The organism is Ruegeria sp. AU67 (assembly GCF_900312795.1).
Taxonomy (GTDB): domain Bacteria; phylum Pseudomonadota; class Alphaproteobacteria; order Rhodobacterales; family Rhodobacteraceae; genus Ruegeria; species Ruegeria atlantica.
The window spans coordinates 44,776-65,665 of sequence record NZ_OMPH01000028.1; the positions used below are offsets into that span (position 1 = coordinate 44,776).

General features: G+C 57.0%; 21 protein-coding genes and 1 pseudogene. 8 read left to right on the forward strand and 14 right to left on the reverse strand.

The genetic code is table 11. The annotated features are described in order from the left end of the window. Positions 1-4 precede the first annotated feature (4 nt). Complete coding sequence (locus DK510_RS15355; RefSeq protein WP_058273448.1) at positions 5-331, reverse strand: antibiotic biosynthesis monooxygenase; 327 nt, start codon at positions 329-331, stop codon at positions 5-7. A 122-nt stretch (positions 332-453) separates the two neighbouring features. Here DK510_RS15355 and DK510_RS15360 point away from each other — a divergent pair, with 122 nt between their 5' ends. Further along, positions 454-1,137, forward strand: a complete 684-nt coding sequence (locus DK510_RS15360; protein ID WP_234999101.1) for a hypothetical protein — start codon at positions 454-456, stop codon at positions 1,135-1,137. 21 nt (positions 1,138-1,158) lie between these two features. Here the strand turns inward: DK510_RS15360 and DK510_RS15365 are convergent. The 5 genes and pseudogenes from DK510_RS15365 to phhA form a co-directional block, all read right to left on the reverse strand. Then, positions 1,159-3,447, reverse strand: a pseudogene (locus tag DK510_RS15365) (glycosyl hydrolase family 28-related protein). A 135-nt stretch (positions 3,448-3,582) separates the two neighbouring features. Next, the gene (locus DK510_RS15370; RefSeq protein WP_109312834.1) at positions 3,583-3,984 is read right to left on the reverse strand and encodes a DUF4864 domain-containing protein; all 402 of its coding nucleotides are present in this window, start codon (positions 3,982-3,984) and stop codon (positions 3,583-3,585) included. A gap of 48 nt (positions 3,985-4,032) precedes the next feature. Beyond that, a complete protein-coding gene (locus tag DK510_RS15375; RefSeq protein ID WP_109312997.1) occupies positions 4,033-5,607 on the reverse strand; it encodes a lysine--tRNA ligase in 1,575 nt (524 codons plus the stop codon). A 121-nt stretch (positions 5,608-5,728) separates the two neighbouring features. After that, positions 5,729-6,082, reverse strand: coding sequence for a 4a-hydroxytetrahydrobiopterin dehydratase (locus tag DK510_RS15380; RefSeq protein ID WP_109312835.1), 354 nt, complete (start codon positions 6,080-6,082; stop codon positions 5,729-5,731). A 7-nt stretch (positions 6,083-6,089) separates the two neighbouring features. Next, entirely contained in the window at positions 6,090-6,890 is an 801-nt protein-coding gene (gene phhA, locus DK510_RS15385) for a phenylalanine 4-monooxygenase (RefSeq protein ID WP_109312836.1), read from the reverse strand. Between the two features lie 109 nt (positions 6,891-6,999). On the opposite strand from phhA, the gene DK510_RS15390 reads away from it, so the two are divergent. Further along, positions 7,000-7,467, forward strand: a complete 468-nt coding sequence (locus DK510_RS15390) for an Lrp/AsnC family transcriptional regulator (protein WP_108860155.1) — start codon at positions 7,000-7,002, stop codon at positions 7,465-7,467. A gap of 81 nt (positions 7,468-7,548) precedes the next feature. After that, positions 7,549-7,971, forward strand: a complete 423-nt coding sequence (locus DK510_RS15395; RefSeq protein WP_058273455.1) for a tellurite resistance TerB family protein — start codon at positions 7,549-7,551, stop codon at positions 7,969-7,971. Positions 7,972-7,973: 2 nt separating this feature from the next. Here the strand turns inward: DK510_RS15395 and dacB are convergent, their stop codons facing one another. The 4 genes from dacB to DK510_RS15415 all read right to left on the reverse strand — a co-directional run bounded on the left by dacB (position 7,974) and on the right by DK510_RS15415 (position 11,255). Beyond that, positions 7,974-9,452 (reverse strand): D-alanyl-D-alanine carboxypeptidase/D-alanyl-D-alanine-endopeptidase, encoded by a 1,479-nt coding sequence (gene dacB / locus DK510_RS15400; RefSeq protein ID WP_109312837.1) that lies wholly within the window; start codon positions 9,450-9,452, stop codon positions 7,974-7,976. Positions 9,453-9,517: 65 nt separating this feature from the next. Further along, on the reverse strand, positions 9,518-10,138 hold the full coding sequence (locus DK510_RS15405) for a nicotinate-nucleotide adenylyltransferase (protein WP_109312838.1): 621 nt from the start codon (positions 10,136-10,138) through the stop codon (positions 9,518-9,520). Between the two features lie 32 nt (positions 10,139-10,170). Further along, positions 10,171-10,638, reverse strand: coding sequence for an MOSC domain-containing protein (locus tag DK510_RS15410; RefSeq protein ID WP_109312839.1), 468 nt, complete (start codon positions 10,636-10,638; stop codon positions 10,171-10,173). A gap of 56 nt (positions 10,639-10,694) precedes the next feature. Beyond that, entirely contained in the window at positions 10,695-11,255 is a 561-nt protein-coding gene (locus DK510_RS15415; RefSeq protein ID WP_160116548.1) for a hypothetical protein, read from the reverse strand. A gap of 268 nt (positions 11,256-11,523) precedes the next feature. Between DK510_RS15415 and ettA the strand changes: the two genes are divergently transcribed. Beyond that, complete coding sequence (ettA, locus tag DK510_RS15420) at positions 11,524-13,179, forward strand: energy-dependent translational throttle protein EttA (protein WP_109312841.1); 1,656 nt, start codon at positions 11,524-11,526, stop codon at positions 13,177-13,179. A gap of 237 nt (positions 13,180-13,416) precedes the next feature. Here ettA and DK510_RS15425 read toward each other — a convergent pair whose 3' ends face one another. Continuing rightward, positions 13,417-13,623, reverse strand: coding sequence for a hypothetical protein (locus tag DK510_RS15425; protein ID WP_109312842.1), 207 nt, complete (start codon positions 13,621-13,623; stop codon positions 13,417-13,419). A 1,293-nt stretch (positions 13,624-14,916) separates the two neighbouring features. On the opposite strand from DK510_RS15425, the gene DK510_RS15435 reads away from it, so the two are divergent. Together DK510_RS15435 and DK510_RS15440 are read left to right on the forward strand one after the other, a co-directional pair. Beyond that, positions 14,917-15,123, forward strand: coding sequence for a cold-shock protein (locus tag DK510_RS15435; RefSeq protein ID WP_058273677.1), 207 nt, complete (start codon positions 14,917-14,919; stop codon positions 15,121-15,123). 178 nt (positions 15,124-15,301) lie between these two features. Then, positions 15,302-15,862 carry a L,D-transpeptidase gene (locus DK510_RS15440; protein WP_058278724.1) on the forward strand — a complete coding sequence of 187 codons (561 nt, stop codon included), beginning with the start codon at positions 15,302-15,304 and terminating at the stop codon, positions 15,860-15,862. A gap of 5 nt (positions 15,863-15,867) precedes the next feature. Here the strand turns inward: DK510_RS15440 and DK510_RS15445 are convergent, their stop codons facing one another. Both DK510_RS15445 and DK510_RS15450 read right to left on the reverse strand, forming a co-directional pair. Continuing rightward, positions 15,868-16,482: an SOS response-associated peptidase gene (locus tag DK510_RS15445; protein ID WP_109312843.1), complete on the reverse strand. Its 615-nt coding sequence runs from the start codon at positions 16,480-16,482 to the stop codon at positions 15,868-15,870. A gap of 4 nt (positions 16,483-16,486) precedes the next feature. Then, positions 16,487-17,128, reverse strand: coding sequence for an arylesterase (locus DK510_RS15450; protein WP_109312844.1), 642 nt, complete (start codon positions 17,126-17,128; stop codon positions 16,487-16,489). A gap of 51 nt (positions 17,129-17,179) precedes the next feature. Here DK510_RS15450 and DK510_RS15455 point away from each other — a divergent pair, with 51 nt between their 5' ends. Then, entirely contained in the window at positions 17,180-17,875 is a 696-nt protein-coding gene (locus tag DK510_RS15455; RefSeq protein ID WP_109312845.1) for an ABC transporter ATP-binding protein, read from the forward strand. After that, the gene (locus DK510_RS15460; protein ID WP_109312846.1) at positions 17,872-20,400 is read left to right on the forward strand and encodes an ABC transporter permease; all 2,529 of its coding nucleotides are present in this window, start codon (positions 17,872-17,874) and stop codon (positions 20,398-20,400) included. Before DK510_RS15455 ends, DK510_RS15460 begins: the two co-directional genes overlap by 4 nt. Here the strand turns inward: DK510_RS15460 and DK510_RS15465 are convergent. Continuing rightward, on the reverse strand, positions 20,397-20,849 hold the full coding sequence (locus tag DK510_RS15465; RefSeq protein ID WP_109312998.1) for an Rrf2 family transcriptional regulator: 453 nt from the start codon (positions 20,847-20,849) through the stop codon (positions 20,397-20,399). The genes DK510_RS15460 and DK510_RS15465 overlap by 4 nt on opposite strands. Positions 20,850-20,890 lie beyond the last annotated feature (41 nt).

A 20,890-nucleotide genomic window follows, 5' to 3' on the forward strand; every position in this document is an offset into this window, starting at 1 on the left:
CAGATCAGGCTCCACCAAAGGTCCCGGCCACCTCATACATCACGGGCTCAAAACTTTTGCACAGCTCGTTAATCTGCCGATTGCGGTTGCGCATTTCCGTGGTGCGCAGCATGGCCAGAAAGTCCTCGCGGCGTTCCCATTGCGAATAGTTGGCGATCCGCGTCTGCGCGTCATTCACGTGCAGTCCCGCGGCGACAAATCCGGGCTGTTTCGAGATGAATTCCGCATAAGCATCCGTCAGAGCTTCCAGCAGGTCCTGGCAAGTGCCGGGCGTCATTTCAAAGGTCGTGATAACTGTCTGGACGCTGGTATCTTTGGCAATCTTCGGCATCTGGATTCTCCTCTATCTGTTTCAAACCTAACATAGGTTTTAAAAAGGTCTTGTGTTTCCTTTGCCATTCAGCGGCATGAAGTTCCTGCAGATTTGGGCCAAATCGTAACGATCCGTTAACCATGCTGACAGAAGCTGCGCGCATGCGCCGGGTTTCGATCATTCTGATTTTGCTCTTAGCAGCCTCGCCAGCCTGGTCTGGTGCTTGGTTGCGAGATAAGGGCGCAGCTTTTGTATCGACTGCCGTAACGGCGTTTAAAGAACCGGATTACGGATACGACTACAAAGGGTCATTTTATGCTGAGTACGGGTTGCGAGAGAAGCTAACGCTTGGCCTGGACGTTGAAGAGCACCGCGACATTTATGGGCATGCTCTGGTGTTTGCCCGCTTGCCTGTCGCCGAATTCGAAAAGGCAGGGCGCTTTGCTGCCGAGATTGCAATCGGAGCCCATCATCGCCAGATGCGAGCTTGGGCCTTGTACAAAGCCACGCTTTCGTACGGCAAGGGGTTTCAAACCGGCTGGGGCAATGGCTGGATCGCCATTGATGCTGCGCTGGAGTTTCGAACGCATGATGCAGTATATCGCAAGTTGGACCTTACTGCAGGCCTGTTATCCCCGCGGCTTATTAACCCCCTGCTGCAGATCGAAACCGCGTACCAAGGCGACCAACCCCTGCACTGGAGGATCAAGCCTTCGATCATGATCCGCACCAAGGACAGCCCCACCACGTGGGTTCTAGGCTTGGAGCGCAATGATGCCCGCAAAAATTCGGGCATCAGGCTGGCAATCTGGAATACGTTCTAGAACGCCTGTGGCACGCGCCGCTTAGTATTCCATGCGCATGATGGCCGACACCGATCCGCTGACAGGCAAAGGCCAACGTAGTTGGATAGTATCTTGAATTGCGCCCTGCTCTAGCTCGACATAGGGCATGGCGTGAACGATCTGCCCGCCCGCATTTCTGAGCGGCCCCAGCACCGTAACCGCATCGCACCCGCGTGCCTTGCCGCCAAAGGGCAGCCGGCCGTCAGAAGGAATGGTCCAAACCGAGGATGCCGATTGTTGCGAGCGTCGGATCCGCAACGGGTTCTCCACCTTTGCGTTGATGCCATTGAACGTGTTGTCTTCGAAAATCACGTTCAGATGCGCCGAATGGTTCAGATCGGCAAAACTGGTATCGACCCGGTCGGCCCGGTCGATGCGACCACTGCTTGAACGGAATTTGTTCCCGGTCACGACCACGCCGTTCAGGTAATGCCCGGCCCCATGAGGGCGAATGACGATCTGACTGAACCACGGCGCGACTTCGCTGGCATAAAAGATGTTGTCCGAAATGGTCATCGAACTGAAGGAATACCCGCTCGTGTAGACCGGGTTTGCATCCCGTTCATTGGTCCATTCGACAAAGCAGTTATCGACATAATTCTCGGAAATGGTCGAGCTGTTATAGGTCCCGGTCATGATCAACCCGGCGCTGCGGATACCTTGCGGGATGTTGTCACCCTGGAAAAAGTGGTTGCCTAAGATCAGGTTGTTGGATCCGGCCAGCACAGCAAAATGCAGAAACCGCACGGCGCGATTGTGCCGTAGTTTGATATCGTTTGCATTGGCATTCAACGCAATGGATTTGCGGTCGGACACGTTGAAGGATTCTTCGGTCGACAGGAACTGGCAATTGTCGATCAGCATCCCCTGACATCCGGTCCCGTGCGAGGTGATGCCTCGATCCTTCGGCCGGCTTATAAAGCAATTCGTCACCGCAAAAGTACTGCCAGACGGCGCCAGCCGGATCGCGCTGCTGCGACCGTTGCACTGAAATTCGATCTCTTCCATGCCAAATCTGCGCAACGTACTGAAACCGCTGAAATCCAACAGGTATTTGAACGACTGGAACGTGAAGTTTTGCGTCCCCGCCGCATCAAAAAGCGGGTCATTCAACCTGATCTCTCCGGCACCGACATCCTTGGAGCGCACATAGATTTCACGCCCAACACCATTGCCCTGCACCAGCGCGCCAACCGGAATGTTGGCGATGTTCTCCACATTGGTCAGCTTGGTCGAATCCGCCGGGTTGTAGGTTGCGACCGAGGTGAAGGTTTCGGTATCCCAGGCCGCGCTGCTTTTGACATCGAACTGCCCGTTACGGATGATGCGCCGGGTCGAAAAACCGCCCTGCCGGTTCGGAACGGCAGCGGCCATGTCAATTGGCGCTGTGACCGAGATTTTGCGCCCACCCAGGTCGAGCGATTCATGATCCGAATTGTTCAACAATGCCTGAAACGCCTTTTTGAACGCCAGCTCCTCGTCCCCGAATGCTGCGATATACGCTGGAAGGTCGAAGTTCTTTGTCAGCAATAACATCTTGTCGTCAGGCATGGTGATGGTGCCCTCAAAATCCATTTCGGACGACATCGACGTGTTCTGCGCCAGCAAATAGGTGCCCTTCGGAACATAAATCCGGCGACCGCCAGCCGCCTGATCCGCTGCTTCGAACGCTACGGAATCGTCGGTGACGCCGTCGCCGATTGCACCATAGTCACGCACGTCGACAGTGCTGATCATTTCGCGCAGGAAGATGCTGGTGACATCGGTGATCTCGATATCATCGACCCGAACGAGCGAACCATTGGCACCATCGATATTCAGGCCGAAATGCCCATAGAGCGCTGCAACGCCCCAGGGCATGTCGACGCCCGAGCGTTGACCATTGCCAACGATGGCCGTGATTTCATGCACGGTGCCGTAACCCGAAAGCTGCGTGACCGGTCCCTGATCGACCACACCGTTTACCTGCAGGTCACCTGCCCCGCCAGCCCAGGCCGCAATACGAACCTGCGGCAAGGGACCGCTGATGGCTTTGACACGTGCTTTGATTTTCAAATAGCATCCCGGGATCAGGGGCGTCTGTCCCATATAGCGAAGCTGTTGCGTGGCCTACACTTTCAGGATTTCCAGACAGCCGCCGAAATCCGGGTCTGCCGGAACGAATGCCCCATTCGGTGCCCCGTCATAGGTTGGCGAACCCGGTGTCCCGTCGCCTCTGGACCATACGCTCAGACCATTCGCGAAAGCAGGCGGCATGAAGACGATGCCGTCGGTGATTGCCTTGTTCATAGAAATCCCTTTCCCAATCGCCCGCAGCAGGTCGCCGCGCGCTCAAACCCAGTATCCGGGGCTGCCCGAACGCAAAAGTCTGAGTGCCGAATAGGGATTAACCGCCGCTCATATCACCGTGACGGTGGTGTTGCATCACGCGGCCGGATCTGAGTTGCCCAGAAGTTGCACACCATTGATCTTCCAGCCGTTTTCCTTCTGAACCATCTGATAATCCAAAACGTGCACTTGCCCATTGCCATCCGTGATCATGACCTTCTGCCACAATGCACCAGCAACCTCTCGCAGTTCCAGAAAGCGAACATCAGCAGGCCTCCAAACCATGGGATAGCCATTGCGTACCATGGCTCCGAAGTTCTCGGACGTTCCGAAAAAGCTCTGGATGTTGGGGCTTGCGAAGGTAAAGGCAGTGGCAAAATCATCTGCCTTGAATGCCTGTATCTGCGCCGCAATATTTGCCTCGATCTCGGCACTTTGGGCGAACGCGCCCGTGGCCAGTCCGGCACTGAGCGAAACAGCAAGTAGTAAACGACGCATGGGGCCACCTCCTGTTGAAAGAGTAGCCCCATGCGGTTTCAGGTCAAATCAGGCCAGATCCCCGGCCAAAGCCTTGTCGATCAGTGCGATGGTTTCGGGCACGCCGTAAAGGGCAATAAACCCGCCAAAGCGTGGACCCTGCGAGGCACCCAGCAGCACCTCATAAAGCGCAGTGAACCATCCGCGCATCGGGTCGAACCGCTCGCGTCCGATGGAATACACCACCGATTGCAGCGCTTCGTCATCAACCGGACCATCATAGGCCTCAAGCGCGGCTTTCAAAGCCTCCAGCGCTTCGCGTTCCTGATCGGTCGGCGCGCGGTGCTGGCGGGTGGGTTTGACGAAATCGTTGAAATAACGCACGGCAAAGCCCGCAGCCTGATCCAGGTCAGGGTGGGTGTCGGGCGTGGCCTCGGGCGCATAGCGACGGATAAAGCCCCACAGCGCCTCTTTGTCCTCGGCCCCGGACACAGACGCCAGGTTCAGCAGCATCGCGAATGGCACGATCAAGGTGGATTCCGGAACGTTCCCACCGTAAATATGCCAGACGGGATTGTTCAGCTGTGCCTTCAGATCCTGCCCCGGATAGGCCCGCAATTGCTGATGATACTCGTCATAGGCTTTCGGGATCACATCAAAATGCATCCGCTTGGCCGTCTTGGGCTTTTGATACATGAAGTAAGTCAGGCTTTCGGTCGGCGCATAGGTCAACCATTCGTCGATCGACACGCCATTGCCCGAAGATTTGGAAATCTTCTGACCGTTTTCGTCCAGGAACAGTTCATACGAGAAATGCTCGGGCGCGCAGCCACCCAGCGCACGACAGATCGCGTCATAGATCTTTTCGTTCGTGGCGTGTTCCTTGCCGTACATCTCGAAATCAACGCCCAGCGCAGCCCAACGCGCGCCGAAATCCGGCTTCCACTGCAGCTTGACGTTTCCGCCCGTGACAGGAACGGTCCATTCCTTGCCAGTCTCATCGTCAAAGGTCACGGTGTAGGTCTCAGCACAGACCTTTTTCATTGGCACATACATGACTCGCCCGCTTTCGGGGTGCAGCGGCAGGAAGATCGAATAGGTCTGCTTACGTTCGTCACGCAGGCTTTTGAGCATGATCGCCATGATCTCGTCATAACGCTCAACCGCACGCTTCAGGATCTCGTCAAACCGTCCTGACTCGTAGAATTCCTTGGCCGAGTAGAATTCATACTCGAACCCAAAGGTGTCCAGAAAACGGCGCAGCATTGCGTTGTTGTGCTCGCCAAAGCTGTCATGCGTGCCGAACGGATCAGGCACCGAGGTCAGCGGGCGCTGCAAATGCTGTTCCAAAATCTCGGCGTTGGGCACGTTGCTGGGCACCTTGCGCATGCCGTCAAGATCGTCCGAAAAACAGATCAGTTTGGTGGGAATATCCGACAGCGCCTCAAACGCGCGTTTAACCATCGTCGTTCGCGCAACTTCGCCAAACGTACCGATATGGGGCAGACCCGACGGACCGTAACCCGTCTCAAACAGCACGTATCCCTTTTCCGGAGCCCCTTTCTGATAGCGTTTGAGCAACCGGCGCGCCTCTTCAAAAGGCCAGGCCTTGGACGACAATGCGGTTTCACGCAGTTCAGACATCAGATTTGCTCCATCGGGAAAAACAGTGTCGGTCGCCCGATGCAACCGACCGACCCCTCCTATTGTGCCGGTGCAGCATGAGTCAATAAAGCGCGCTGTTTTTCCTGATGGATTGGCCTATTTAAGCGGTCAACTGATCCAGTTTGGCAGCCCAGATAAAGTCATTCTCACTCAGGCCACCAATTTCATGGGTCGTCAGTTTGACGTCCACATATCCCCAACCGAAGCTGACATCAGGATGATGCCCTTGCTGATCAGCCAACCATGCGCAGAGATTTGCTAGATAAGTTGCTTTGGCAAAACCCTTGAACTTGAAATGTCGGCTCAGCATCATTGCGTCTGCATCCAGTTGCCAGTCCGACGAAAGCTCGGCTATGTGGGTGTTGGCCTCATCGCGTGTCAAAGCCGGGACGCCGCCGGAACAGGGCACACAAGTACGGTCCGACAGACTGCAGGTTTCTCCTGATGTGGTCATGATCCGTTTACTCCGCTGCGGTTGCTTTTGGTGGGAACTTATTGGGCAACAATCCTAAGGATTGGGCCTTATGCACATCCGCCAACAGATCACGTTCGGCGGCCGCAAACAGCTCCTCAGGTGAGTTTAACACGAAATAGCCCATCTGGTGCATGTCGATCCGATAGGGGGTGCGCAGGATTGTCATAATGTCGAACGGGTCCCGATCGGGGATATCGCTCTCGACGGCATAGACCAGCTCGGTCGGCGAAGATGCAAGCCCTGAGCCCAACGCCTTGATTTGACCGTCCTGACGGCGCAGTCCAAATTCGATTGAGAACCAGTACAGCCGGATCAGCCAAGAGTAATCCTTGTCGCTGGCCTGTACCCCGGCCTTCCCAATGGCATGGCTGAAAGCCGCAAAGCGGGAATCGCTCAGCAGGGGCGTATGACCGAATATCTCATGAAAGATGTCAGGCTCTTCGATATAGTCGAAATCTTCGCGTGAGCGGATAAAGGATGCGGCGGGAAAGACCCTGTCTGCTAGCATGCCGAAAAAAGTCTTGAACCCGATCAGCGCAGGCACCGGTTGCACCCGCCAGCCGGTCATATCCAGAAGCCGTTCAGAGATATCGGCACAGGACGGCACGGTGGTTTTTGGCAGGTCCAGCCGCTGCAGCCCGTCCAGGTAGTCCCGCGCCATATAGCGCTGAACGTTTTCCTGTTGGGCCGCGTAGAGGTCGGCCCAAACAGCATCCTCTTCCGGCGTATACGCGATATGGCCGCGCGCATCGGCAACCTTGGCGGCGTATTTGGTCGACTTGGGCATCACTTTTCCTCCCTAATGAAAAGAATACGCCATCTGGTTGAAGAATTTGCTTTGGAATAACGGGTGAATTCCAGTATTTTGGCAAATACATATCATTGAGTCATGATTTATGAGACAAACCCTTCAACCCGCCGATATTGCCATTTTGCAAGAACTTCAGATGGATGGCCGTCAATCCATGCAGGACCTTGCGGATCGCACGGGGTTATCCGCTTCGCAGTGCTGGCGGCGTGTGCGTGACCTTGAGGCCGCTGGTATCATTTCCGGCTATACCGCGCAGGTACGCGCCAAGTCTGTTGGGTTGAACGCCATAGCCTACGTTCACGTGGCTTTGCGCGAGCATCAGGAGGACAGCATCAACGCGTTCCTGCGCCTGATTGAAACCGAACCTCAGATCGTCGAGTGCGCCTCAATCACCGGGGATCACGATTTCATACTGAAAGTCTATGCCAAGACGCCGGAAGAGCTTGAGCACTTCATTATGCAGCGGCTTTTGAAATCCGGGCTTGTGCGCGACACGCGCAGCAATTTTGTATTGCGACAAACCAAAACGCGCGGTCCTTTGCCCATTCTCTAGCCTCGCCGAAGCGAAACCCGTTGAACCTGCCCGCTTGCCCACCTATCGTGCTGACGCAGAAAGCCTAATCAGGACGACACCATGACCGAACAAGTACCCCATCCAATGTCCCCACAGGATTGCCTTGTTGCGATCATGGTTGCAATCTCTGCGTCTGATGAGACCATCCGCACCGCTGAGCTGGTCAAGATCGAAGGCGCGGTCAATATGCTGCCGGTTTTTGCCGAGTATGACATCGACCGAACCCGCCGCGTTTCGCAAACCGTGTTTGACCTGTTTGAACAAGAGGACGGGCTGGACGCCCTGTTCGGCCTGATCCGCGACAACCTGCCCGAACGGCTGAACGAAACCGCCTATGCACTGGCGTGTGATGTGGCCGCCGCAGACGGCTCGTTGGCGGAATCCGAGCTGCGCCTTCTTGAAGAAATTCGTTACGAGCTGAGCATTGATCGCCTGCATGCCGCCGCAATCGAACGCGGCGCGCGGGCACGTCACACCACCTGATCTTAGCTTCCGGCCATAGACCCCCAGCGCTCGATCAGTGCGCGTTGGAGTTTGCGCGAGCGATTGTTCCAGCTTCGCGCGCCTTGCGGTCGTTCGCGCTGCGCGCGCGGGATCGTGGCCCGGTGATCGACATCAGCGGTGAAAATGGCAAAGGCCAATTCGGAGCCGTCCGGCGTTGTGATGAAACCGCCAAGACCAGAAACGAAATTCAGCGTACCGGTCTTGGCATCGACCTTGATCGGGTGATCTTTGACCGGCCGCCCCTGACTGTCCGCAAGGGTGAATTTTTTCAGCAATGGTTTCAATGCGTCCGCTTGTTTCGCCGCGACCAGTGCTGTCACCAAAGCGCCCGGTGCCATTCGGGACGCATCGCTTAGACCCGAGTGGTCCACCATCGCGATCCCCGTCACGCCATATGTCTCGGTCGCCCAACGGTTCATTTCGGCCGCAGAGTCCGCCAATGTTTTCAAATTAGCGCCGCGCGCTTGCGAGGCCGCCATACCAACCATCTCAGCCGTCAGGTTGGTCGAATACTTCAACATGCCGCGCAAGATACTGTCCAGCGGATCACTGTGATGCACCACAAGCAGGGTTCCATGCGGGGCTTCGCGCATGACCTGTACGCGACCCAACTGGATCCCATTAGCGCGCGCCAGCGTCCTGAACACATCCCCCGCATAAAGCGCAGGCTTGCGCACCGGCAACCACCGCGCCCCACCAGTCCCAAGCGCCCCTTGCGCCACGGTCCAGCGGTCTTGCCGCGCGCTGGATTCATAGGTGTAGATAGGCGCTTTTCGTTTCTCAATCTGCATAGAGGCCACATCGACCGACGGTTTGTACCGCGCGCTGCGCGCATCCATGGACACGTCATAACGGGTACCATCACGTTTCCACTCAAAGTGCACCCGGTTGAAATTCAACGATATGCCGCTGATGGAAGGGCTATAGCCCAAATGATCCGGCTGCCCCGGGTCAATGCTGAACACATAGGGCAGCGCCCCCTCGTATACTTTGAACGCACCCTGAACTTCGGAAATCCCAGCCTCGCGCAAATTCGCTGCCATATTGGCCAACGCATCGGTGTCCAGCAGCGGGTCGCCACCTCCCACAAGGATCAAGTCACCTTTCAGGATACCATTTTCGATCGGTCCATCCGCCATCAGGGCGGTCTCGAACCGGTAGTCCGATCCCAAGACATCCAACGCATAAAGAGCTGTCAGCGCCTTTGCCACGCTTGCCGGCGGCAGCCCCTGATCGCCGCTGAACTCTTCCAGCTGCGTGCCCGTTGTTGCATCCGCCACCGCGAACACCACCTCACCACGCAGCCCGGCCGCTTGGACAAGCCGCTCGACCCCGGTCGGTACGTCGCCTCGCAATTGAGGGCGCAACGAGACCAAAGGCGCCTCGGCCAGCACAGCAGAGGGGATCAAAGCCGCCCCCAGCCCTGCTAAAAATACACGTCGAGAAAATCGATCAGTCATAAGTCGAATAAAATCTCACAGATTAAATACGCACAACCACAGATATAGATTATGCGCGCATGGGGCTATTCCGGCAACACCTCAGTGCCCCAACCACCGCGCTCCCGGATTTGGCTGGAACTTACATCGACCATCGGTACGTTCACGAAACACCACGCGGGCGCATCGGCGCGCCCCAGCAGACGCCGCGCCTGCCCATCTATGCGGTACTTGGCGTAAAGCCGCGCAGTAGGGGACATTCGCGCAGAAATCCGGTCGCCGGGGCGCGCAATCACTCCGACAGGCACGCTGTCCATGATCAACCGCCAATTCTTCCACTTATGGAACTGCGCCAGATTATCCGCGCCCATGATCCAGACAAACCGCACTTTGGGATAAAGACGCCGCAGTTCGGCCAACGTATCCGCTGTTGCGCGCGTCCTGGTGAGCGTCTCGATATCCGTCACCTCGACCCCAGGGTGTTGCATCAGCCCGCGCGCCGCCGCCATTCGCTGCGCAAGCGGCGCAGGCCCCCGCGCCTTCAAAGGGTTGCCCGGAGACACCAGCCACCACACCCGATCCAGTCCAAACGCCTTCATCGCCTCAAGCGTGACATGCACATGCCCCTGGTGCGGCGGGTCAAACGACCCACCGAACAGCCCGATGACCTGCCCGGGCCGCGCGTATGGAATACTAAAACGATCCATGCCTTGCTGATGTTCAGAACTGGACAACGTTGTCAATCAACCGGTTGAACCTCACCGCCCAACGTGACCCGCCCCGGCCGCACCACCTCGGCGCACCAACCACCATGCCCCCGTACGGCGGAATAGCCGCCTTTGCCCAGCGCCTCCTCCATCCGGCTGCACGGCGCGCAGATAACGGTAAAGCGTAGGGTCGCCTCGCCAATCTGAACTTCGCGCCCCTTAAGGGCGGCCAGATTGATTCCCGAGATAACAAGATTGCGCCGCAGGATATCGGGCGAAACAGGTCCCTGCCCGAGATACGACCCAATCGCCGCCAGATGCTCATGCTGGATCAGGGTCACCGCCCGCTTGCCTGCGCGGCCCCGGTCGCCATCAAGCCCATTGGTGGAGATCATGCCTTCCTCATCCGCGACCACCAGTCCAGCCCGCCGATCCGGTCTAAGGCCGATCCATTCCACGCGACCAGGCTGGGCCCAACTTGATATCAAATCGCTTAGCATATCGTTCTCGAAACCTCGCGCGATCTACAATTCAGAACTCAAGAATTACGCTGCAATTACTCGTTCACGCCATTGTAAAATCTATGTGCGCTGTCTAAGATGTTCAAATGTAAACAAGAGTAAACGTTGTAGCCGGACTGCTGCCATAGCTTGCGTTGGTCTTCCGTTGGATTGCCTCCTTTTTCCACAATTTTGCCCTCACTGTGGATCGCAACCATCACCAAATCTAAGAAGCTCAATTTTCTAACGTCTTTGACGGGTTTTGCTTGAGATTGCGTATGAGTGCCGCCCATCTTGTCTGCCACAAAGCGTGCTATTTCTTCCCGCGTAATGAATTTTCCTGAAGAATACCCAACTTTTTGTACCCTGAACGCATTCAAGTCATAGATAGTATCGCCTTTCTTACATCGTGACGTTACCTCAGCATCTTTTATGAATTGCACCTCAACCGCGAGGCCAAGCGGAACCGGAACCGCGGCAAACCATTTGTTTATTGCCTTTTTAATTTTAGCCTCATTCACAAATCCAGAATGGTCTGGAACACTAAACATAGATTGTTGGCCGCCAAGCTCTTTATGAACAGGATTCATACCGTTGTCGCACATCCATTTTCTCAAGATTGGCGCCAGTATCTACCTTATCTCATGCTGAGAGGGGAACTCATGGTTGGGTGAAACTTGGTAACGAGAGAGTATATCAAGATCGCCTTTTAATTCATCAATCAAGGTGTCAAAAGAATACAAATCCGCCTCCGCAATTGATGTTCGGAAATAGATAAGTAATCATTTTTGATAGTAAATATGTATGTCAGCCGCCGCTTGCCCCTCCGAGATACCTCCGCTATCACCCCGCCCAACCTGATTTCCCCGACCCAGAGGACGCGACATGGCCGCCTATCAATATGTCTACCACATGCAGGGTGTCTCCAAGACCTATCCCGGTGGCAAGAAGTGCTTTGAAAGCATCCACCTGAGCTTTCTGCCCGGCGTGAAAATCGGTGTTGTCGGCGTCAACGGCGCCGGTAAATCGACGCTGATGAAGATCATGGCGGGCCTCGACAAGGACTTCACCGGCGAGGCCTGGGCCGCCGAGGGTGCCAAGGTCGGCTATCTGCCGCAGGAACCGAAACTGGATGAAACCCTCAGCGTTCGTGAAAACGTCATGCTGGGCGTGGCCGAAAAGAAGGCGATCCTTGATCGCTATAACGAACTGGCGATGAACTACAGCGACGAAACCGCTGATGAGATGGCCAAACTGCAGGACGAGATCGACAGCCAGAACCTTTGGGACCTCGACAGCCAGATCGACGTCTCGATGGAGGCGCTGCGCTGCCCGGCCGACGACGCCAACATCGCCAACCTTTCGGGCGGTGAGAAACGCCGCGTCGCGCTCTGCAAACTGCTGCTGCAGGCCCCCGACATGCTGCTGCTCGATGAACCGACCAACCACCTGGACGCCGAAACCATCGCCTGGCTGCAGCAACACCTGATCGACTACAAGGGCACCATCCTGATCGTCACCCACGACCGCTATTTCCTGGACAGCATCACCGGCTGGATCCTTGAACTCGACCGTGGTCGGGGTCTGCCTTACGAGGGTAACTACTCCGCATGGCTTGAACAAAAGGCCAAACGGCTGGAGCAGGAGGCGCGCGAGGACAAGTCCAAGCAGAAGACCCTACAGCGCGAACTGGAATGGATGCGTCAGGGCCAGAAGGCCCGTCAGGCCAAATCCAAGGCCCGGATCAACGCCTATAACGAGCTGGCAGACCAGTCCGAACGCGAAAAGCTGACCCGCGCCCAAATCGTCATCCCCAACGGCCAGCGCCTTGGCGGCAAGGTGATCGAGGTCGCGGGCCTATCAAAACACATGGGCGACAAGCAACTGATCGAAGGTCTGGACTTCGCCTTGCCCCCCGGCGGCATCGTCGGTGTCATCGGCCCCAACGGCGCCGGTAAATCGACCCTGTTCAAGATGCTCACCGGGCAGGAACAGCCCGACAGCGGCACCATCACCCTGGGCGACACGGTCGAGCTGTCCTATGTCGACCAGTCCCGCGACGACCTCAAGGACAACGACACTGTGTGGGAGGCGATCACCGGCGGCGCCGAGATCATCCAGCTGGGCGACGCACAGGTCAATTCCCGCGCCTACTGCTCGTCCTTCAACTTCAAGGGCGGCGATCAGCAGAAAAAGGTCTCACTGCTATCTGGTGGTGAGCGCAACCGCGTCCACATGGCCCGACTGCTGAAAGAGGGCGGCAACGTCCTGCTGCTCGATGAACCAACCAACGATCTGGACGTCGAAACCCTGCGTGCGTTGGAAGACGCGCTGGTCGATTTCGCCGGCTGCGCCGTGGTCATTTCCCACGACCGCTTTTTCCTCGACCGGATCTGCACGCATATTCTGGCGTTCGAGGGTGATGCCCATGTGGAATGGTTCGAGGGCAACTTCGAGGACTACGAAGAGGACAAAAAGCGCCGCCTGGGCCCGGACGCGCTGGAGCCCAAGCGGTTGAAGCATAAAAAGTTTGCGCGGTAAAAACTTTGTTTGAAGCCCGGAACCAACGGATTTGATTCCGGCCCTCAAATAGCCTGTTTGAAATGAGTAACAGCGTAGATATCTGTAGTACGGTTTGACTGGTGTGTGCGGCTATTATTCTAAGCTTCTCCAGACCATTTGTGAGCCTTAAGCAGCCGGTCGGACAGCCCCTCACAACATAAGTCACGTTGTCCGCGCGTTCTCGATCTGTGCCTTACAACAGCCGGCGGTAATCAGTTACTTTTGCGACTGGCCGACTGGCTGTTGGTTTTCACCACTCCGAACCTGTTTCTCGTTCAGAACATCTCCAAAAAGCACAGTCAGTTCTTTTTTGTTAACCGCTCCAGAATTTGCAATTTGCGTTTTCCCGGCAAGCTCTTTGGGCATCGAATTTGCCTGCTCCGCTGACTTGAAAATATGGTCTAGGATCGACTTGAAAAACATATCTTTCCCCGTGCGTGTTGGGTTTCTCGAAATTGTTTGAAACTGAATATTCGTTGCAATGTTCCGCTGCGGGCCGATCCGAGCGTGCGGTGGACGTCGGCTCAAGGACCGTGTTTCCGTGAGTGGCCACCCGCAGCGGTGCAGCGTACATATGAAAGAAAGATCAAGCGCCAACGGGGAAGAAAACCGCGCTCCGCATCATTTTTGAATAGCCCGTCAAAAAGTCATTTTGTGATGCGGCTTTGCGAGCTAAAGCTAATGCCGCTGCCCCAATTGTGACGTTACGACACTATTTATTACTGATAGTTTTGGGTGCTTCTTTTGCGGATTGTCTGGATTCTCAACTGAGGTTTTTCGGCAGCGCGGGATGGGTGCTCGCAGCTTTCATTCCTCAGTTTTAAAGAATCCAACTATAAAAAGGATGGGGGAATTCACCGACCCTACGGTCCCCCAAGCTTCCTTTTGGTGACGCAGCCTCTTCATTCCAGATCAACCCGACCCGCACGAATATCGCGGTACATCGGCGAACATGGCCAATGGGTTGGATAGTTTACGAATCCGTGTTTGATGGGATTAACCCAGCAATATGCCATGTGATTGCGATAATCTCGTCCATCACGGATCCAGTGCTCCCAAAACCTGCGTTGCCAATACCCACGTTCCTGTTTGACAACTTTCGACCCACTCCGCGGGCCAAACGCGCCGACGCCCCGCACAAAGCGACTTTTTATTAACCACCACCGTGTGGAATTATCCGCATCCCCGTTGGCAAGGTCCAAACCGCGTGCAGATGATCGGGCAACACAATAAACGCATCACACCAGAATGGCCGCTCTCTCTGCGTCATCACAAAGGCCGCCCGCAAATGTGCCACCTCGTGCACTAACTGCTCCGATGATCGATCGGCCAGAGACACGGTGGGAATGTACCTGACTCCGGGCATTCGGATGCGGCAGTAACTCGTCATGCCGCAACCTGATCACAAGCTTGGTCAAAGGTTTCTAAATGCCCATCCAGCGCCCCGATCGCATAGCTTTACCTTATCAATGGCCGCTGAGCCAATAACCAAACCCGTCGGCGGATTCTTGTGCAAATCGGGAAACTGGCCCTCAAACCCTTGTACGAAACGCACAAAATCCCTTGTCACACGCCCACCCCGATGCCATATCAATGGGGCTTACGTTTTTCTATTTCGACCCACTGTCACCGTTTCCGGCGCTCAGTCTATCGATACAGACAACGACGCCGGGCTGCCGCAACTCCGTGGGCAGCACTAAACAGGAGACAACGGATATGCCCACAGGCACCGTAAAATGGTTCAACACCACCAAAGGTTTTGGCTTTATCGCACCTGAAGATGGCGGCAAAGACATCTTCGTTCACATCTCGGCTGTCGAGCGTTCGGGCCTGACCGGTCTGGCCGACAACCAGAAAGTCACGTACGAGCTGCGCGCTGGTCGTGACGGCCGCGAAAGCGCCGACGATATCGCACTGGCCTAAGGCCATGAAAGGGCAGAGGTCACCTCTGCCCTTTTCACATCACGCGGGACAAAACTGCAACACAAGTGTGTCCCTGCGATTACATCACAACACGGTTACTCTTGGCAGATGATTGACCAGATCGGTTATCATTCCGACACTGGTTTACGATTTTCCTGTTGTCCTTAAGAGAACCGATATGTTCACACGTCGCACTTTCCTTGCAGCATCTGCTGCCGCTGGCCTGACACCCGGTATTGCTTCGGCCAAGAAGAAAGCCGTTGAATACGACCCCACGCCCCAGTTCGTTCGGGTCAAGAAACAATTTCTGCCGGGGCAGCTTCTGGTCGCGCCACGGTCCTTCTACCTGTATCTCATCACAGAACCGCGCAAGGCGATCCGCTATGGGTGCGGCGTTGGCAAGGCAGGTCTGGAGTTCACCGGCACAGCCACGATCGACGTCAAGAAAGAGTGGCCGACCTGGCGCCCCACGAACGAGATGATCGAACGTGAACCGCTGACTTACGCCAAGTTCAAGGACAATGATTATGTTCAACCGGGCGGAGATGGTAACCCTCTGGGGGCACGCGCGCTCTACCTGTTTCAGAATGGGGTCGACACCTATTTCCGTATCCACGGAACGACGCAGCCGCAAACCATCGGGCGCGCGGCCTCAAACGGATGCATTCGGATGCTGAACGCCCATGTCATCGACTTGTATGAGCGTGTACCGGTCGGAACTGTGGTCACGGTGGTCTGAGGCGGTCACGGCCCGGACCAGTCGACGTCCGTCGCCTCCTCGATCTGCAACAACCCGTCAGGCCAAGGCTGCGCCAGCGCCTTGGCGTCGTCCTCGGTTCCTGTAAGCCATGTCTGAATGTCGGCAGGATCCAGCAGGACACCCATTCGATGGTGTATCGGCTCCAGATCGGCATTTGGTGGGCAGGTCACAGCCGCAAATTGGTCAACGCGCAGACCGCCCGGAGCCTGCCAACTGTCGGTGATCGCAGCGAAGAACAGAGGTGAGCCATTCGCCGAGGCGATCCGCCATGCGGTTTTTCGACGTTTTTCACCCGTCCACTCGTACCACCCGTCCACCGGAATCACGGCCCGGCCAACGCCGTCGAAGGCGGTTTTGTCAAAGACGGTTTCGGACCGGGCGTTGATTATAGTTTCCATCACAGGCCGACCGCGCGCATTGACGCGCCCAACCGGGATCATGCCCCATCGCATGGGTGTCAGGCCGTGGGCAGTCAGGACGATCAATTCCTGACCCGGTTGAATGTTTTTTCGCAGCGGCTGCAGGTCCACATCACATCGGACGTTCAGTGCCTGGGCGATCTCAGACATTGGCCGTGTCAGAAAAAATCGCCCGGGCATCTTCTCAATCCTGCTTGGCCGAGGTTTCGACCAACTCCAACACGTAAGGCCCAAGCGCTGCTACGATCCGCGCCACGCCTTCTTTGTTGGGGTGAATTCCATCCGGTTGCATGAACTGCCGGACAGCGTTCGGGTCGCCGTTTGGCTGCAACCCTTCAAAAAAACTTTCTGCAAACACAAGTTGATATGCCTTGGCCAGATCCGGGTACATCGCATCAAATGCCTGCTTGTAATCGACCCCGTAATTCCCCGGTGCCTGCATTCCGATCAGCAAAACCTCAACCTCCGCCGCCCGGGCGGAGGTTACGATTGTCTCAAGGTGCGCGCGCGACACAGCCGGGTCGATACCGCGCAGCAGGTCATTGCCGCCCAGCGCCACAATCATCGCGTCCACGTCAGGTGTCAGTGTCCAATCGACACGCGCCGCGCCGCCCGCAGTTGTATCCCCGGATACTCCGGCATTTATCAATTGCACGTCTGCGCCCTGATCCTTCAGCCATTGATCCAACTGTGGTACGAACCCGTCCTGTTCCGGCAGCCCGTATCCTTGTGTCAGCGAGTCCCCGAGGGCCGCGATGACCAACGGTTCCGCTGTGGCGGCAAAGCCGCAACACGCAAACAGTAAAGCCGTCAGAGCCTTGCGCATTTTTTGAACCACTCCATATCCCAAAATGACCGCCTCCTTTTGGAAGTACCTATGACGACACCTGTTCTTTCGCTTCAAAATGCCGCTTTGTCGCTGGATGGCAATGCCGGCCGGGTCAATATCCTGCACGATATTACCCTGACCGTCGCAAAAGGCGAAACGCTCGGGCTTGTCGGGCCGTCCGGGTCCGGTAAATCCTCGCTGCTGATGCTGATGGGCGGGTTGGAACAGGCAAGCGCAGGCAAGATCACAGCCCTTGGCCAGGATCTGACTGGCATGGATGAAGATTCTCTGGCCCGTTTCAGACGCAATGCGATGGGGGTCGTCTTTCAGAACTTCCATCTGATCCCAACCATGAGTGCCCTGGAAAACGTGGCCACGCCGCTGGAATTGGCAGGACACAAGGATGCGTTTCAACGCGCCGCGGCAGAACTTGACGCGGTTGGCCTGTCGCATCGCCGCGATCATTATCCGGCGCAATTGTCAGGCGGCGAACAACAACGCGTTGCACTGGCCCGCGCCGCCGCACCGCGTCCGCAGATTTTGCTGGCGGATGAACCAACAGGAAATCTGGACGAAACGAACGGCGCGGCGATCGTCGATCTATTGTTCGGCCTGCGCGACAAACACGGTGCCACTCTGGTGCTTGTAACCCATAGTCATAGTCTGGCGCGCAGGTGCGATCGGGTTGTGCGATTGCGCGACGGGCGGATTTCGGAAGACAGCCAGCAAAAGGCCGCGGAATGAGCCTTCGGCTGGCCGGGCGGCTGGCACGCCGTGAACTTCGGGGCGGGCTGCGTGGGTTTCGCGTTTTCCTCGCGTGTCTTGCGCTGGGTGTCGCAGCAATCGCAGCAGTCGGGTCGGTGCGCCACGCGATCCAGGCTGGATTGGCCGAAGAAGGCGCGGCCCTGTTGGGCGGGGATGCGCAACTGGAATTCACCTACCGGTTTGCTACAAATGACGAACGCGCCTGGATGGACCAGACCGGAACAGCTGTCTCTGAAGTGGTCGATTTTCGCTCAATGGCCGTTGCCGATCAGGACGCTGAAACGCAACGCGCGCTGACTCAGGTCAAATCGGTCGACGACACGTACCCGTTATTGGGATCTCCGGTTTTGCAGCCTGCACTGCCCCTGTCGGCGGCTTTAGGGACGCATCAAGGGCTTCCGGGCGCAGTTATGGACCCGTCGCTTATTGATCGGCTAAGCCTTTCCTTCGGAGATCGCTTTGCACTGGGGACGCAGGAATTCATCCTGACCGCCGCATTGATCCATGAACCGGACGGGGCGGCAGATGGCTTTGGTCTGGGCCCTCGCACGCTGGTGCGGACCGAAGACTTGCAAGCATCCGGCCTGTTGGCCCCGGGAACTCTGTTTTCCACCAAATACCGCCTGGCCCTGCCATCAGGAACCGATCTGCAAGATCTAGCGGTAGAAGCGCGTCAGAATTTTGAGGGCACCGGTATGCGATGGACCGATGCTCGCAACGGAGCGCCGGGGATTGCGGAATTCGTCGGGCGGCTCAGCGCATTTCTGGTTCTGGTCGGGTTATCAGGCCTTGCAGTCGGCGGCATCGGAGTTTCCGCGGCCGTGCGCGCCTATCTGTCCCAAAAGACAGAGACCATCGCGACATTGCGCACACTGGGCGCTGACAAGGCGACAATATTCCAAACTTACATGATCCAGATCGGTGTCCTGTCGGGGATCGGGATCTTGCTGGGCCTTGCCTTGGGCGGGTTGCTGCCGCTGCTGCTGGCCCCCTTGATTGAAGCCCGGCTGCCTGTACCCGCAGTTTTCTCGTTTTATCCGGCGCCGCTTGCCGAAGCAGCGTTGTACGGTTTACTGACGGCCTTTCTGTTCACGCTCTGGCCCCTTGCCCGCACCGAAGACGTCCGCGCAGCGACGCTGTTTCGGGATGCTCTGACCTCGGCGCATGCGGTTCCGCGAGGGGTATACCTCATCGCAACTGGTTTCGGCCTCGCGCTGCTGATCGCGTCAGCCGCCTGGTTCAGCGGCTCGGCGCGCCTGACGTTCTGGACCGCCGGAGGGTTGGTGGGCGCGTTGCTGCTGCTGTCCGCTGCGGCCTATGCGGTGCGCCGGCTGGCTCGACTTAGCGCCCCATCAGCGCGCGGGCGTCCGGCCCTTCGGTGGGCCTTGTCGGCCATTTCCGACCCGCGAGAGGGCGCTGCATCCGTTGTACTGTCTCTGGGTCTTGGGCTTTCGGTTCTGGCGGCCGTTGGACAGATCGACGGCACCTTGCGCAATGCAATTTCCGGCAACTTGCCGGACGTTGCCCCGTCTTACTTCTTCGTCGACATCCAGAAGGACCAGATGCCGGGATTTAACGACAGGTTGACCACCGACCCCGGCGTCAGCCGGATCGAAAGCGCACCGATGCTGCGGGGGATCATCACACAGATCAACGGCAAACCCGCCCGCGAAATGGCAGGCGATCATTGGGTTCTGGATGGCGACCGGGGCGTCACCTATTCCGTCCGTCCGCCCGAAAACGCACGCATCACCTCGGGCGAATGGTGGGCCGATGACTATACCGGTACCCCACAGGTGAGTTTCGCAGCCGAGGAAGCGGAAGAAATGGGCCTGAAGCTCGGCGACCAACTGACCGTGAACATTTTGGGCCGGGACATTACCGCAGAACTCACATCAACGCGCGAGGTTGATTTCTCGAACGCCGGTATGGGCTTTATCATGTCGATGAATCCATCGGCCCTTGCAGGTGCCCCGCACAGTTTCATCGCGACGGTCTATGCCGAAGAACAGGCCGAAACTGCAATTCTGCGCGATTTGGCCGGGAAGTTCCCTAACATAACGGCGATCCGGGTGCGCGATGCGATTGACCGCGTCTCGGGCCTGCTGGCGGGCATCGCAGCGGCCACGTCTTATGGCGCGGGTATTTCTCTGCTGACCGGCTTCTTGGTCCTCATCGGTGCTGCCGCGGCCGGGGAACCCGCGCGCCGATATGAGGCCGCAATCCTCAAAACACTAGGCGCGGACCGGCAGCGCATCCTGTTCAGCTTTGCCCTGCGCGCCGCGCTGTTGGGTACGGCCGCAGGTGGCGTTGCGCTGCTGACCGGCATCCTGGGTGGGTGGGCCGTTGCCACCTATATTTTCGACACGAAATTCTCGGTGATCTGGCCGTCCGCAATCGGAATTGTTCTGGCGGGCATCATCGTGACGCTTGGCGCGGGGCTGATCTTTGCTCTGCGACCCCTGGCCGTCCGCCCAGCCCGCATCCTGCGTGCCAGCGATTAACCGGCGCGCGCGCAGGTAACCGGTTGCAGTATCTGCAGTAAAGGATCGTTGTCGCAGATCAGGGCGTCGAGCGTGATCTCGTCCAGTGAGGCATAGAAGACCTCAGCCGCGTCCTGAAGCGCCATCCGCAATCGACATGCATCCGTCAATGGGCAGGTGTTGTCGGCATCCGCAAAACACTCAGCCAGCGGCAGGTTGCCTTCGACATCACGAAACACCGATCCGATCCGGATCTGTTCGGCCGAACGCGCCAGAACCATACCACCGTTACGACCGCGTTGGGTGCTAAGATAGTCCAACTGGCTTAGCTGATTGATGACCTGCGCAAGATGGTTCTCGGAAATATTGCAGACTTCGGCAATCTCGGACTTGGTAACCAGCCTATCCTGATGAGCTGCACAATACATCAGCAGCCGTACCGCAATGTTCGTCCGTTTGGTTATCCGCATCGTGACCTCCCAAGTTTCAAGATGCAGACTTATTGCATGTC